This window comes from Rhizobium sp. P38BS-XIX (assembly GCF_012641435.1).
GTDB lineage: Bacteria > Pseudomonadota > Alphaproteobacteria > Rhizobiales > Rhizobiaceae > Rhizobium.
This window is the reverse complement of sequence record NZ_JABAIJ010000013.1, coordinates 119,891-132,917: the sequence shown is the minus strand read 5'-3', so window position 1 is coordinate 132,917 and position 13,027 is coordinate 119,891. Positions and strand designations below refer to the sequence as shown.

Sequence of the window (13,027 nt, the reverse complement as noted above, 5' to 3'; positions counted from 1 at the left end):
CGAAATCCGGTCGCAGCCCACCCGGTCAAAACAAGGGATCCCAAATTATGAAGACTATCGTTGTCTGCTCCGGCGGACTGGACTCCGTTTCGCTCGCCCACAAGGTCGCGGCGGAACATCAACTGATCGGCCTCGTCTCCTTCGCCTATGGCCAGAGGCACCGTAAGGAAGTGGAATTCGCGGCAGCCTGTGCAAGGCGTCTCGGCGTACCTCACCAGATCATCGACATCACGGCTATTGGCAAGCATTTGACGGGCTCGGCCCTTACGGATGAGGTCGAGGTGCCCGACGGGCATTATGCCGAAGACACGATGAAGGTGACCGTCGTGCCAAACCGCAACGCGATCATGCTGTCGATCGCCTTCGGTCTGGCCGCGGCACAAAAGGCGGATGCTGTGGCCGTTGCGGTCCATGGCGGCGATCATTTCATCTATCCGGATTGTCGCCCTGGCTTTATCGATGCGTTTCAGCAAATGCAGAACCACGCACTCGACGGCTACGCCGATGTCAGGCTCTATGCGCCCTATGTGACAATCTCGAAGGCGGACATCGTGACGGATGGCGCCAGGCATGAAACCCCGTTTGCTGAAACCTGGTCCTGTTATAAGGGCGGTGAACGGCATTGTGGCCGTTGCGGAACCTGCGTCGAACGCCGTGAAGCGTTTCACCTCGCCGGCGTTGAAGACCCGACCGATTATGAAGACCGGGATTTCTGGGTGTCGACAACCGCCGGCTTTTCAGCCGAAGAGGTGAAGTGATGTTTCGCATCACCAAGGAATTTCACTTCTCCGCCTCGCATCAGCTCCCGCATCTCCCCTTGGATCATCAATGCGCGCGGCTGCATGGGCATAACTATATTGTCGTGGTCGAGCTTGCGGCATTCGAACTCGATGCCAATGGTTTCGTTCGCGATTATCATGAGCTTGCGCCGCTAAAGCAATATATAGACAGCGAATTTGATCATCGCCATCTCAACGATGTTCTGGGCCATGATCGGGTGACGTCGGAATGTCTCGCCAAGCATTTTTACGACTGGTGCAAGACCCTGCTGCCAGAAACCTCTGCGGTTCGGGTTAGCGAGACGCCGAAGACCTGGGCGGAATATCGGCCATGAGCGAAGCGCGCATTCGGGTGAGCGAGATATTCGGCCCAACAATACAGGGCGAGGGGATACTGATCGGCCTTCCCACGGTTTTCGTGCGCACCGGCGGTTGCGATTATCGCTGCTCCTGGTGCGATACGCTGCATGCCGTTGACGCCGATTACCGTGATCAATGGCAGCCGATGTCGGTGGACGAGATATGGCGCGATGTCACACGTCTTTCCGGCGGCAAGGCGTTGACCATATCGCTTTCGGGCGGCAATCCGGCCATCCAGCCGTTCGCCTCGCTGATCGCCCGCGGTCATCAGGAAGGCTATCGGTTTGCCTTGGAAACGCAAGGGAGCATCGCAAAGGATTGGTTCGCCGATCTCGATACGCTGGTGCTCAGTCCCAAGCCGCCGTCGAGCGGCATGAGAACGGATTGGCAAGTGCTCAATGATTGTCTGCGTGCGGCGGCGAATGGACCAATCATTGCATTGAAGATCGTCATATTCGATGACCGCGATTATGCCTATGCACGCGCCGCCGGCGCCCGCTATCCGCATTTGCCGATCTATCTGCAGCCCGGCAACCATACGCCGCCCCCGCCCGACGCCGATGACGCCTTGGTCGATATAGACGGCGTGATGGACCGGATGCGCTGGCTCGTGGATAAGGTCAGCGCTGATCAGTGGTTCGATGCGCGCGTGCTGCCGCAGCTCCATGTGTTGATCTGGGGGAACAGACGGAGCGTCTGATCGAAGCGCGATACGGTCAAAATATAAAAAACGTCATCGGCTTCAATTCGCTCGTCAGGACTTGCTGTCTTTGTCCTCGGCATCGTCGGACGCGCGCTTGGGTGCATCCGCGTCGAAGAGCTCGGCCAACGTCTTGAGGATCTGCTGCACCCCGGGATGGTCGCAGGTATAATATCTGAACTGCGCCTGGCGGCGGACTTTGACGATGCCGGAATGATAAAGCCGTGTCAGATGCTGGCTCAGCGCAGACTGCGAGATGCCAAGCTTCTTCGCCAGACTGTTGACGTCTTCCTCGTGCCCGGTCAGATGGATGCAAACTTCCAGACGCTTGGGATTGGACAGCTGGCTTAGAAGGTCCGCGTGATAGTTGAGACGCTCGTCTTCTGTTGTCTGATCTGAGTACATGACGCGGCCAATCGTTGATAGCGAAAGTAATGAACTTTCAAAGGTCAGGTGTCGCGCGATGTTAAACGCAAAAGTTGCAAAATTAAGGACAGAAATATTGCAATATGTTGCGCCCTCGCGGAGCAACCGGGCCTCCCTTTCAGGTCGATCGCCCAGTGGATCAACCTTTCGTCAATCGACAACTAGGGTCGTATTGTAATTTGGGAATATGTCCGATCGACGTTTTGCAATTATTCTGTAACAAAATCGAACGAACTGCCTTGTTTTTGTCCGCCTTTTGACATCGCGCTGCAAATTAAGCCGGTTATCTTCTCTCTCAGCGAACAGGAGATAAAGATGACCCACAGGGACCTGACGATCGCCGAAGTTCTCAAAGATCCGCTGATCCGGCAGATCATGAAGGCGGATCGTATTTCTATTGCCGGTATGGCAAATCTTCTCAAAGACGCGGCGCAAAAGCAGCAGCGCACCTTGGCGTCGCGATTGGCGCCAATGGCAAATGTGTCGGGGCGCACGTTCCGTCAGGTCGATCTGCGCGGATAGTGCAGGCAGGCCCCTCAACGTAGCTCTCCAGCGACACGAGGCCGGTTTTGCGCCGGCCCTTTCTATTTCAGAGCGCACCGCTACGGTTGAGAGAAATGGCGTAAACGCTTGTTGTTGCTGTTATAAAGAGCTTATGTTTCCCGCGGCCGCCGAAGCATATGTTGGACACCGTCTCCGGCACGAGAATCTTGCCCATCAGATGACCGTCGGGTGCGATGCAATGAACGCCGTCTCGCGCCGACGACCAAAGGTTGCCATCGGTATCGAGCCGCATGCCATCGGCGCAGCCCGGCGAAATCACATGGAATACATTGCCGCCGGAGAGGCGCCAGTTTTCGCCGACATCGAACACACGAATATGTTGCGGATCGTCGCTGTGCATTCGCCCGGTATCGGCGACATACAGTTTCTTTTCATCCGGGCTGAATGCAAGCCCGTTCGGGCAGTTGAAATCCGTCAGAACTGCCTGCATCACGCCGGAGGCGTCAACGCGATAAACGTTACAAGGCGATTCCTGCTCGCTCTTGTGACCTTCGTAATCGGTGGCGATGCCATAGTGAGGATCGGTGAACCAGATCGCGCCGTCAGAGGCAACGATGACGTCGTTCGGCGAATTCAAGCGCTTGCCTTGATAGCTGTCGGCGATGACGGTGATGGATCCATCGAACTCGGTTCGCGTTACGCGCCTGCCGCCGTGCTCACAACTAACGAGCCTGCCCTGCCGATCGCGTGTATGACCGTTGGAGAAATTGGACGGTTCGCGAAACACGCTGGTGCCGGCGCCGGGTATCCAGCGCATGATGCGGTTGTTGGGAATGTCCGAGAAGAGCAGGCAGTTCAGGTCTCCGAACCATACCGGGCCTTCCACCCAATCGAAACCGCTTGCGATTTGCTTGACGGGAGCGTTGCCGAGGACAAATTTCCCGAAGGCAGGATCCATGATCTCGAAGAATGACATTGTGACAAGACCTCCCGTAGTGTTGCACCGCACGCCCGACGTGTTATCGATAACATATCCAAATGAGTCCGCAAGGTCGGAGAGGGGTGCATGAGCTTTATTCTGACATCAAGCATTTTGAGCGACGATGGTGTGATGGCGTTGCTTACCGCCGCGATCGCAGCGGCCAACGCGATGGGGCAACCGCAATGTATCGTCGTGGTGGACCAGAGCGGTGTTACGCTCGGTTCCTTCCGCATGCGGGGCGCTCGGTTTCAATCCCTCAAAAGTGCAGCAGCGAAGGCGCAGACCGCGGCGTCGATCGGCGCCCCAAGTATCAGCTTGCCGGAGCATGCGAGACTGCCGCTTGCTGTTGCCACGCATGGCGGAATGACCGGCCTGCGCGGCGGTTTGCCGATCCGTTTTTCAGGCATGCTCGTCGGCGGCATCGGCGTCGGCTCGGGTTCAGGCGAACAGGATGAGCAGGTGGCGCTCGCCGCCCTCAAAGCCATTGGCGCGGATATCGACTGGTAGTGCGAAATCCGCGTTCTATAGCAAAGACCGGTCTCTGATCGAACGCCTGATGATTAAGAAAAGACGATTTGTGCTTTCATGGCCTTGCTCCGATCCGAGGCGATCTCAAACGCGCTGATCGCATCCGCAAGCGGCACCGAATGGGTGATCAGTGGACGCACATCAATCAGGCCTTTTCGCATGAGATCGACGCCGACGGCGAACTCCTCATGAAAGCGGAAAGAGCCGCGCAGTTCCAGTTCCTTGGCGGTGATTGCAATCATCGGAACGCTGACATCGCCGCCGATGCCAAGCTGCACGATGATGCCGCGGGGCCTGACGGCTGCGATGCCACCGATAAGCGCCGCCACCGCGCCAGAGCACTCGTAGAGGATATCGAAAGTGCCTTTATCCGCGGAATAAGCGGCCAATGCCTCAGGATCGTCTTTGGTGTTGATGATCCTGTCAGCACCTGCCTCCTTGGCGAGTGACAGTGTGAAGTCCGAAAGATCTGTCGCGACGATCTCTACAGCGCCTGCGCGACGTGCGGCCAGGATCGAAAGCACACCGATGGGACCACAACCTGTCACAAGCACGCGTTTGCCTAGAATTTCGCCGGCACGCCTTGTGGCGTGCAGTGTGACGGCCAGCGGTTCGGCCATCGCCGCTTCACCCGGCGTCAGTCCGTCTGCTGGCACGCATTGAATGGCATCGGCAACCAGCGTTTCGCGAAATGCGCCCTGAATATGCGGAAAGGGCATGGCGCTGCCATAAAAGCGCATGTTGAGGCATTGATTGGGTAGTCCCTGCAGGCAGTAGTGGCACGCTCTGCAGGGGCGCGAAGGTGAGACGGCAACGAGTTGGCCGACCTCAAGGCCCTGCACGCCGGGACCAAGTGCAGTGACTGTGGCGCTGACCTCGTGGCCTAGAATCATCGGTTCCTTGAGACGTACCGCGCCGAAACCGCCATGATGGTAGTAATGCAGATCGCTACCGCAGACCCCGCCCGTCGCCAGCCTGAGCTTGACTTCGCCTGCGCCAGGTTCCTCTTCTGGAAGATTTTCGATCCGCAGATCCTTGGCGGCGTGAGCAACGATGGCTTTCATGTCTTCCTCCTCAATGAACTGGTGGCCGCAAAGCCTGCCCGATGTCATGCCCCCAAGGTCGGCATCCGTCCTTGCCTCATCCCTTGACATCCGATGTTATCGTTAACATAAACGGGAGCGCCAGGTTTTGTCGAGTTGGAAAAATGGAGGAAACCGTGTCTCTTGGCCTCTTCGATCTCAAAGGGCGGCGCGCCCTGGTTACGGGTTCATCCCAAGGCATCGGCCTTGCACTCGCCAAGGGAATGGCCGCGGCAGGTGCCGAGCTGATCCTCAATGGTCGCGATGCGGGAAAGCTTGCCAGCGCGGCGGAAGCCTTTGTCGAACCTGTTCATCTCCTGCCATTCGATGCGACCGATCATGAAGCGGTGCGAGATGCCGTGGATGCGTTCGAAGCCAAGATCGGTGCGATCGATATTCTGGTCAACAATGCTGGAATGCAGTTCCGCACGCCGCTTGAGGAATTTCCCGCCGATGCATTCGAACGGTTGTTACGGACGAACATAACGAGCGTTTTCAATGTCGGTCAGGCCGTGGCGCGTCATATGATCCCTCGTCGGGCCGGAAAGATCATCAACATCGCAAGCGTTCAGACGGCGCTGGCGCGCCCGTCGATCGCGCCTTATACGGCAACGAAGGGCGCTGTTGGCAACCTCACCAAGGGCATGGCAACAGATTGGGCAAAATACGGATTGCAATGCAATGCCATCGCGCCCGGGTATTTCGACACGCCGCTGAATGCTGCGCTCGTGGCCGATGCCGATTTCTCTGCCTGGCTCGAAAAACGCACACCTGCGGGGCGATGGGGTCAGGTCGAGGAACTCGTCGGTGCGTGCATCTTCCTGGCTTCCGATGCCTCCTCATTTGTCAACGGCCATGTGCTTTATGTCGACGGTGGGATTACCGCGTCGCTTTGATGGAAAGGCATAACGACCCAAAGTCATGAGCAGCGATCGCAAGACACCGACCATGGCGGATATTGCCCGTCTCACCGGGGTTTCCCCGATGACGGTATCGCGTGCTTTCAAGACGGATAGTCTGGTAAATGCGGAGACCCGGGAAGCCATCCGCAACGCAGCGGAGGAACTGGGCTACGTATTCGATAGTACGGCCTCCAATCTGCGCTCTCAGAAATCAGGCTTTGTCGCGGTCACGATACCGTCCATCAACAATGCGAACTTTGCGGACACGGTTGGTGGCCTTTCGGACGCTTTGTCAAAGCGGGACATGCAGATCCTGCTTGGTTACACGAATTACGATGTCGACGAAGAGGAGCGGCTGATCGAACAGCTGCTTCGTCGCAAACCGCAGGCGATCGTCGTGACCGGCGGCAGGCATACTCAGCGCGCCCGGCGTCTTTTGCAAACCGTCGCTATTCCGGTCATCGAGACCTGGGATATTCCGGCCGAACCGATCGGTCACTATGTCGGATTTTCAAATGCGGCCGCCATGGGCGATATGATCGATCACTTCGTTGCGCTTGGCTGCCGGCGCATCGCCTTCATCGGTGGCGATGTTGAACAAGATACGCGCGGTCACGAACGCAGGTTGGGTTTCACGACGGCGATGCAGGCGCATGACCTTGATCCATCCCGGTTGATTGCGACAGGTGCGCCGCCGATATCGATACGCGAAGGCGCGAATGCGATGGCGGAGCTGATCAAGGTCTATCCGGATACGGACGCGGTTGTCTGTGTTTCCGATCTTGCCGCCTACGGCGCGCTGGCCGAATGTCAGCGGCGTGCCATCCCGGTTCCTGGCCGATTTTTCATTGCCGGATTTGGCAATTACGAAATCGGAGAGGTTTGCGTGCCGACGCTGACCACGATCAATGTCTTCGCCCGCGCTATAGGCGAGCGCACCGGCCAACTGATCCTTGATATTCTTGACGGCACCCAGCACGTCGCCAATATCAGCATCTCTCCAGAGCTGATTGTACGCGGTAGCAGCCGCAGGCCTTAGCCGAGCGGAGATACAGTCTGCCTGTGCGTCGCTCGATGACCGCCACTAAAGTGTACCTCATTAGTATTGAACGACATCATCGAAGGACATGATTGCCTCCTGCTCCGTAGTTGCCGGAAGACGACATGGCTACGCAACTTTGACGAGCTTCGCTCACTAGGTGGGGTTTCTACTAAGAGCAACCACAGATTTCTTTAAAATTAAAATAATCGCGCATCTTTTTATTAAGCATTGATGGAAATACGATGTATTTGAAAGTTCAAATAAAGTTCTGAATGCTCAGTAGTCATTACTTTGTATATTTTACATTTATACGTCGGTGAAATTTGGCCACAAAATGGCTAAATTTATTTCCTATTAAAATCTATTGCCGGTTATATTCTTCTATTCGCATTGAGTGATGTCTTGAAAAGCGGGTCGGCGATCGCGAGGGGATAATATTTGAAGTCTCTGACTGGGTCCGTATTCAAAATCGAGAACGCAGATGCTGCGGAAATGACCGCGCATTATGAAAAGACGTTATTCCCGGCCGTCGTCGAGCCCTTGCAGCGACGCATGCTCGTGTCGGTCCAGGATCGGCATTATTCCCTGGGAGATTTCAGCGTCTGGAATGGAAGCTGTCATTCGGGAATGCGTGTGACACTATCGGGGGGGCCGGATGCCTATGCTCTCTATCTCCCGTCATCAGGCAAGATGAGTGTCGATACCGGCGGCAGGCAATTGGAATCCGAGCCGGGCAGGGGGCTTATCTGCAACATGTCGTCCTTTGAGCGGCTGGTCTTGCATGAGCAACGCAGTCACATCGGGATTGCGTTCGAAAGGTCTGCCATGACACGCCAATTGAGTGAGTTGTTGGACGCACCGGTCGTGGCTGGGCTAGAATTTACCGATGCGATCGATCTTTCAGGCGAGAAGGGTGCGCGAATTGCAGCGCTCGGTCGCCTGATCTGGGATAGTCTGACTGCGGATGACGCAGATCAATCCTCGGGCCTTTTTACCGAGCATCTTCTACAGGCCATGATGATCAGGCTTCTCGAAGCAGTCCCGAACAATTATTCAATGCGTTTGCTGAAGCCGGTTTCGCCGGCAATCCCCAGGCGGCTGAAGCGGGCGATCGATTACATGCATGCCAATGCGGGATTGAACATCGGTATTACCGATATTGCGCGTGAAGCCGGCACAAGCGTGCGGGCCTTGCAGGCGGCATTCCAGCAGTTCAAGGATACGACGCCCATCAATTATCTGAGGTCCATCCGTCTGCAGGGTGCACGCAGGGCCCTGATGGATCCTGCGTGCCTTCAATCGGTATCCGAGGTTGCGCGCGATTGGGGCTTTTCCCACATGGGGCGCTTCGCAGCCCTTTATCATCAGTCTTTCGGGGAAATGCCCTCGGACGCCGCAAGACTACGTCGAGCGCAGGTCTGAGTCCGCTACAGTCTTATTCGCCGACAGCGTTGACGATGCGGCAAAGGTTCTTGCTGACGCCCGGAGCGACTTGACCGGCCTGCACGATGAAGACTGCATCGACGCGGCTGCCCTTGCCATTCTTGCGAACGACGACACGCAGGGTCTGCGGTCGACCTGAGCCGCTTGTTTCCTGCTGTGCTGTCAGCGTCCCCAGCTTCTTTTCAACGTTCACATCGACAAAACCTTCGGCCAGCACAGCGCGGGAGACCTTATCGAAGGCGGCGTTGGTGTTTATCGAGGGGAAGATCATCCAGGTTTTGTAGGTGATGCCGGTCACCAGCGGAACTCCGCTGCTCTCGTAATGGTCTGCGCAAGCATCTGCCAATGCCGGCGAAGCCGAGAGAACCGCAAGCGCGAACGCAAAACCTATCCTTGTAAGCATCATTATATTGCCTCTTGGTTGAGTCGGGGGAGGTCAAGCCATTGAGGCGCAAGAGATACTATCCTGCCGCGCATATGTCTATCGTTTGGAACGCGCCAGACGAGAGGAATTTGGCAGGGCGGAGCGCCGGTCCGCCATTCGAACCATGCTGCACTATGTCTTTTTCATGGCAACGCAAAGGGCGTCAAATTTCGGATGCGACGCTTGCGGGCTATGCGCAATGATTCGCATTTGCCCGCTATTTCAGGGCGAAGGTTCGGCTCAAATTCAAGATGCGGAGTGTGTTTTTGGCGATCTCAATGGCATGCGGTTGCTATTTAGACACATTCGTAAACAACCGGACTGTCATATTTCATTATTTATTAGGCTCCCATATTGCCTCCCGCCTTCTGGTTGATATTTCTGCATTGCCTGTAACATCCGAAGGAGGCTCTGGAATGCGGAAATTGGCGGCGGTCGTCTTACCATTGGTTGTTTTGAGTGCCTGTGCGAGGCCCTCGGACGGACCAAGCGCCGGCAACATTCGTAATGCGACGATGCCGCATTCGGGAGAAAGGATTCCGGTCATCCCGTTATCCAATGCGCCGATGGGGGGGCAGGTCGTCACGCCGTCCTACGCTCCGACCGACCAAGGGCTTGCACGCCTCCGTTCCAATGGGTTCTCGGATACCCGCCTTCGCCCCGGCGACGTGATCGACGTCAACGTGCTCGACACCGGGGAAGACGGATTGCTTTCGACCACGCAAAGCAAGTCGCTCAATCTTGGCCGCTTTACTGTCGACTCTCGCGGGTTTGTCACCATGCCCTATGTCGGCAAGCAGCGCGTCGCCGATTCGACACCCGAAGGCCTGCAGTCGCAGATCGTAACGGCGCTTAAGGGATCTTCGGTCAACCCGCAGGCTGTTGTGACCGTTGTCGATAAGCCGTCGAGTGCCGTCACCGTCGATGGCAAGGTACGCGCAGCAGGGCGCTTCCCGCTGACGGCGCGGAAAGAACGCGTGCTCGACGTTCTCGCGCTCGCAGGTGGTGCTTCCTCCGCGCCGGCCAGCACCAACGTGACGTTGACCCGCGGATCGCAACGCGCTACCGCGCCGCTTGATCGTATTTTGCAGGATGACAAGCAGAACGTTCGTCTGCTGCCAGGCGACCAGGTTTTCGTCGACGGCGCATCACAGAGCTTCACCGCGCTTGGCGCCTTCAAAAGCGTGGGCGAATTCCCGCTTGAGCCGGGCAAAACCACGCTTGCCCAAGCGCTCGCTCGCGCCGGTGGCCTTCTTGACGATCGCGCAGACTCGCGGAATTTCTACCTCTTCCGAAATCAGAAGACTTACTCGCAAGCCGTTGCACCCTTGTCGAAAACGGCAAGCGCCCCGACCATCATTACGATCAAGCCCGTCATCTACAGCGTAAACCTGAAAGACGTCTCGAATTTCGTTTTGATGCAGCAGTTCAAAATGCAGGATGGCGACACGTTATACGCCAGCAATGCCGGCATGGTCGATGCAGCCAAGTTGTTGACGGTTTATCAGAAGAGCGTTCCAACAGCGGCCGCACCGCAACCGGGCAGTCTGTCGTCCAACTAATGGCTGTGTTTTGACGCGGCTATTTTCTTTCGAAAAGCTCAAGAGCCGCCATCGCATTTAGCGGCCTTCGAGATACGTCTGGATCGGCAAGGCGTGTCGAGATGTCCGTTAGCGGGTTCGGGTCATGCGCCTGATGGCAATGCTCGAGGAGCAGCTTCATCACGCAACCGGCGGAATAGAGATCCGAGCGGGGATCGGCAGCCTTGTCGGAGGCTAGTTCGGGCGCGGCAAAGCCAGGTGTCGCCGCCTTGGCGACATCGAGGTCGCGATAGCGTTTGCCAGCTTCTATTGCCGAGCCGAAATCGGCGATTTTCAATCGCTCGAAGTCATCGTCGCAAATCAGCAAATTGGCGGCCGAAATATCGCCATGCACATATCCGGCTGTATGCATCGAATGCAAACCACGCAGGAGCGATGTCATGACCTGACGAATGTCAGCAACGGAAACGCTGCGCATTGACAGGCGTTGAGACAGCGACGCTCCAGCCCATTCCATAATGATCGCGGGACATCCGTCCGGCAGACGGAAACTGCATTCGACCGCCATAAGATTGGGATGACGCAGGGCCATCCCGACACGGGCTTCGCGCAGCAGAATAGTCCTCGCCATGGCGTCGTTGACGTGATGGGCGCTCAGCGTTTTCATCACATGCCAGCTGCCAAGGTCGCGATGACGCATCCGGGTGACAACGGTCCTCGTATTCGAATGGATGACGGCCTCGACAAGAAAGCTGTTGCCAATGAAGCCAGCTTCACCGTTTCCCATGGATGGTAAACGGCGATCGAGCGCATCGCGCAATCGATCAATCAAAAGGTCGCGAAGCTCTGCCGGGCGTTCGGCTTCGCCGTCATGCGTCAACAAGCGCATCAATCCGGCAAAACGCGACGCAATCTCCTTCATTTCCTCAGGAGTAAGTCTCTCTGTCATTTCATGCCAATGACGATGGCGCTGACATTTTCCCTGCAATTGGCAATCAGCGCCTCTTGGATCAATGCATCCGCAGCCTGATCCAGAGGCGTCTCAAGGAGAATTTCGGCGATAACGCGATCCGTAAGAGCGCGAGAGAGCGGTCCGCTGGCGAGAAGAAGCCGATCTCCGCTCTGAAGCTCATCGTTGACAATATCGGCTGCAAATTGCTGCTTGAGGCCAAGGCCACGACCAAGCGTGCGCCGTAAGCCGATGTCGATATGGTCGCGTGTGAGAAGGCGCATCATCCCGTCGCGCAGTATATAGCAGCGCGCGTCTCCGGCCCAGACCACCGCGAGCTGATCTTCCGCGATGGTGGCGATAACGACACTGGCAACGGGTTGCTCTCTTTCCTCATTCGTTCTTTTTGCCCGCAGGATGGCATGCGCGTGGCCGAGCTTGCCTTTCACCTCCTGGATCAATTCCGGCAAAGCAGCATGCTCGGAAATACCGGCAAGAATCTGCGTTGCAATACGGGCAGTCTCGATCGCGCCGATTCCATCGCCGACCCCATCGGCGACCGCAAAGATGCTGGGTTTATCGCAGACGAGAAGAGCGTCTGCGTTCATCGACAGCCTGGTTCCCGCGTGGCTGGCCTGGCTCCGCTCAATCTTTAACCGCGATTGGGGCACGGCAGCCACGGCTTCGGGTTTGGCTGCAGGCGGAACGGCAGGCTCACTTCGGCGTTGCTCCATGGGCGCGGTTTTGCTTGCATCCGATGTGACGAGTTTGACGAAATCGTCGACTGTCGGAGCTGCCGTGGTGCGAAAGCCTTTGCCCTGTCGCGTGCCGGGGCTGATCCGCCACCAAAGCGAGGCGGGGGATGGTGTGTCGCTGGCGGCTGTACGGGGATTTGCGAGAGGCAAGCGGAGGCGCTTGATCCCTTCGACAAAACGCCTCATGTCGAAATCCGGCTTTTCGGACGTCTCCGCCAGCGCTTCTGCGGCGATGAACCAAGTATCATCTTCGCAAAGATCACGGATTTGGCCGGAGAATTTCTGCAATTGAGCTGCAATCACGAGCGGAAAGCTACGGCCAACACGGTCGCGGCTCGGTAGAAGGATACCCGCAACGGCGCCAGGCGCCCAAATGCCGTTGCCGACAACGAAGCGCCAGGCGGCCGTGGCATGGAACAGGCGCCGCCAGTCCGTGCCAAGCGCCGCTTCAAGCGCAATCAGTCCCCCTCTGCTCCATTGGTCGATCTCCCCCTGCAATCTGAGGCCAAGGGCTGATGAAACGAAATCGCCATTCGTCGGCAATTTGCCGAAGAAGCCGATTGTGTCGGTTTGCATCGACGACTGGGAGCGGGCGAGGTGTTCGTTCATC

At 57.0% G+C, this 13,027-nt stretch carries 15 protein-coding genes; 9 read left to right on the top strand and 6 right to left on the bottom strand.

All coding sequences use genetic code 11. The features are described from left to right. Window positions 1–47 precede the first annotated feature (47 nt). Genes queC through queE form a run of 3 tightly spaced genes read left to right on the top strand, consistent with a single transcriptional unit; the run spans window position 48 to window position 1,839 of the window. Window positions 48–758 carry a 7-cyano-7-deazaguanine synthase QueC gene (gene queC, locus HGP17_RS29345; protein WP_168814738.1) on the top strand — a complete coding sequence of 237 codons (711 nt, stop codon included), beginning with the start codon at window positions 48–50 and terminating at the stop codon, window positions 756–758. Continuing rightward, window positions 758–1,114, top strand: coding sequence for a 6-carboxytetrahydropterin synthase QueD (queD, locus tag HGP17_RS29340; RefSeq protein ID WP_168814728.1), 357 nt, complete (start codon window positions 758–760; stop codon window positions 1,112–1,114). Before queC ends, queD begins: the two co-directional genes overlap by 1 nt. Continuing rightward, the gene (gene queE, locus HGP17_RS29335) at window positions 1,111–1,839 is read left to right on the top strand and encodes a 7-carboxy-7-deazaguanine synthase QueE (RefSeq protein WP_168814726.1); all 729 of its coding nucleotides are present in this window, start codon (window positions 1,111–1,113) and stop codon (window positions 1,837–1,839) included. The genes queD and queE overlap by 4 nt, the downstream gene beginning before the upstream one ends. A 54-nt stretch (window positions 1,840–1,893) precedes the next feature. Here the strand turns inward: queE and HGP17_RS29330 are convergent, their stop codons facing one another. Beyond that, window positions 1,894–2,244, bottom strand: coding sequence for a metalloregulator ArsR/SmtB family transcription factor (locus tag HGP17_RS29330; RefSeq protein WP_168814724.1), 351 nt, complete (start codon window positions 2,242–2,244; stop codon window positions 1,894–1,896). A 336-nt stretch (window positions 2,245–2,580) separates the two neighbouring features. Here HGP17_RS29330 and HGP17_RS29325 point away from each other — a divergent pair, with 336 nt between their 5' ends. Beyond that, window positions 2,581–2,787 (top strand): hypothetical protein, encoded by a 207-nt coding sequence (locus tag HGP17_RS29325; RefSeq protein WP_168814722.1) that lies wholly within the window; start codon window positions 2,581–2,583, stop codon window positions 2,785–2,787. 67 nt (window positions 2,788–2,854) lie between these two features. On the opposite strand, the gene HGP17_RS29320 is transcribed toward HGP17_RS29325, so the two are convergent. Continuing rightward, entirely contained in the window at window positions 2,855–3,745 is an 891-nt protein-coding gene (locus tag HGP17_RS29320) for an SMP-30/gluconolactonase/LRE family protein (protein WP_168814720.1), read from the bottom strand. A 90-nt stretch (window positions 3,746–3,835) separates the two neighbouring features. On the opposite strand from HGP17_RS29320, the gene HGP17_RS29315 reads away from it, so the two are divergent. After that, window positions 3,836–4,258, top strand: a complete 423-nt coding sequence (locus HGP17_RS29315) for a heme-binding protein (protein WP_168814718.1) — start codon at window positions 3,836–3,838, stop codon at window positions 4,256–4,258. A gap of 53 nt (window positions 4,259–4,311) precedes the next feature. Here HGP17_RS29315 and HGP17_RS29310 read toward each other — a convergent pair whose 3' ends face one another. Beyond that, window positions 4,312–5,343, bottom strand: coding sequence for an L-idonate 5-dehydrogenase (locus HGP17_RS29310; RefSeq protein WP_168814716.1), 1,032 nt, complete (start codon window positions 5,341–5,343; stop codon window positions 4,312–4,314). A 155-nt stretch (window positions 5,344–5,498) separates the two neighbouring features. Between HGP17_RS29310 and HGP17_RS29305 the strand changes: the two genes are divergently transcribed. The 3 genes from HGP17_RS29305 to HGP17_RS29295 all read left to right on the top strand — a co-directional run bounded on the left by HGP17_RS29305 (window position 5,499) and on the right by HGP17_RS29295 (window position 8,727). Next, window positions 5,499–6,257 (top strand): SDR family oxidoreductase, encoded by a 759-nt coding sequence (locus tag HGP17_RS29305; protein ID WP_168814714.1) that lies wholly within the window; start codon window positions 5,499–5,501, stop codon window positions 6,255–6,257. 25 nt (window positions 6,258–6,282) lie between these two features. Then, window positions 6,283–7,302 carry a LacI family DNA-binding transcriptional regulator gene (locus HGP17_RS29300; RefSeq protein ID WP_168814712.1) on the top strand — a complete coding sequence of 340 codons (1,020 nt, stop codon included), beginning with the start codon at window positions 6,283–6,285 and terminating at the stop codon, window positions 7,300–7,302. Between the two features lie 441 nt (window positions 7,303–7,743). Beyond that, entirely contained in the window at window positions 7,744–8,727 is a 984-nt protein-coding gene (locus HGP17_RS29295) for an AraC family transcriptional regulator (protein WP_168814710.1), read from the top strand. A gap of 13 nt (window positions 8,728–8,740) precedes the next feature. Here the strand turns inward: HGP17_RS29295 and HGP17_RS29290 are convergent, their stop codons facing one another. Continuing rightward, window positions 8,741–9,154 carry a hypothetical protein gene (locus tag HGP17_RS29290; protein WP_246704278.1) on the bottom strand — a complete coding sequence of 138 codons (414 nt, stop codon included), beginning with the start codon at window positions 9,152–9,154 and terminating at the stop codon, window positions 8,741–8,743. A gap of 434 nt (window positions 9,155–9,588) precedes the next feature. On the opposite strand from HGP17_RS29290, the gene HGP17_RS29285 reads away from it, so the two are divergent. Beyond that, a complete protein-coding gene (locus HGP17_RS29285; protein WP_168814708.1) occupies window positions 9,589–10,734 on the top strand; it encodes a polysaccharide biosynthesis/export family protein in 1,146 nt (381 codons plus the stop codon). Between the two features lie 19 nt (window positions 10,735–10,753). Here the strand turns inward: HGP17_RS29285 and HGP17_RS29280 are convergent, their stop codons facing one another. Together HGP17_RS29280 and tagF are read right to left on the bottom strand one after the other, a co-directional pair. Continuing rightward, window positions 10,754–11,662, bottom strand: a complete 909-nt coding sequence (locus HGP17_RS29280) for a protein kinase (protein WP_168814706.1) — start codon at window positions 11,660–11,662, stop codon at window positions 10,754–10,756. Further along, window positions 11,659–13,026: a type VI secretion system-associated protein TagF gene (gene tagF / locus HGP17_RS29275; RefSeq protein ID WP_168814704.1), complete on the bottom strand. Its 1,368-nt coding sequence runs from the start codon at window positions 13,024–13,026 to the stop codon at window positions 11,659–11,661. Before tagF ends, HGP17_RS29280 begins: the two co-directional genes overlap by 4 nt. Window position 13,027 lies beyond the last annotated feature (1 nt).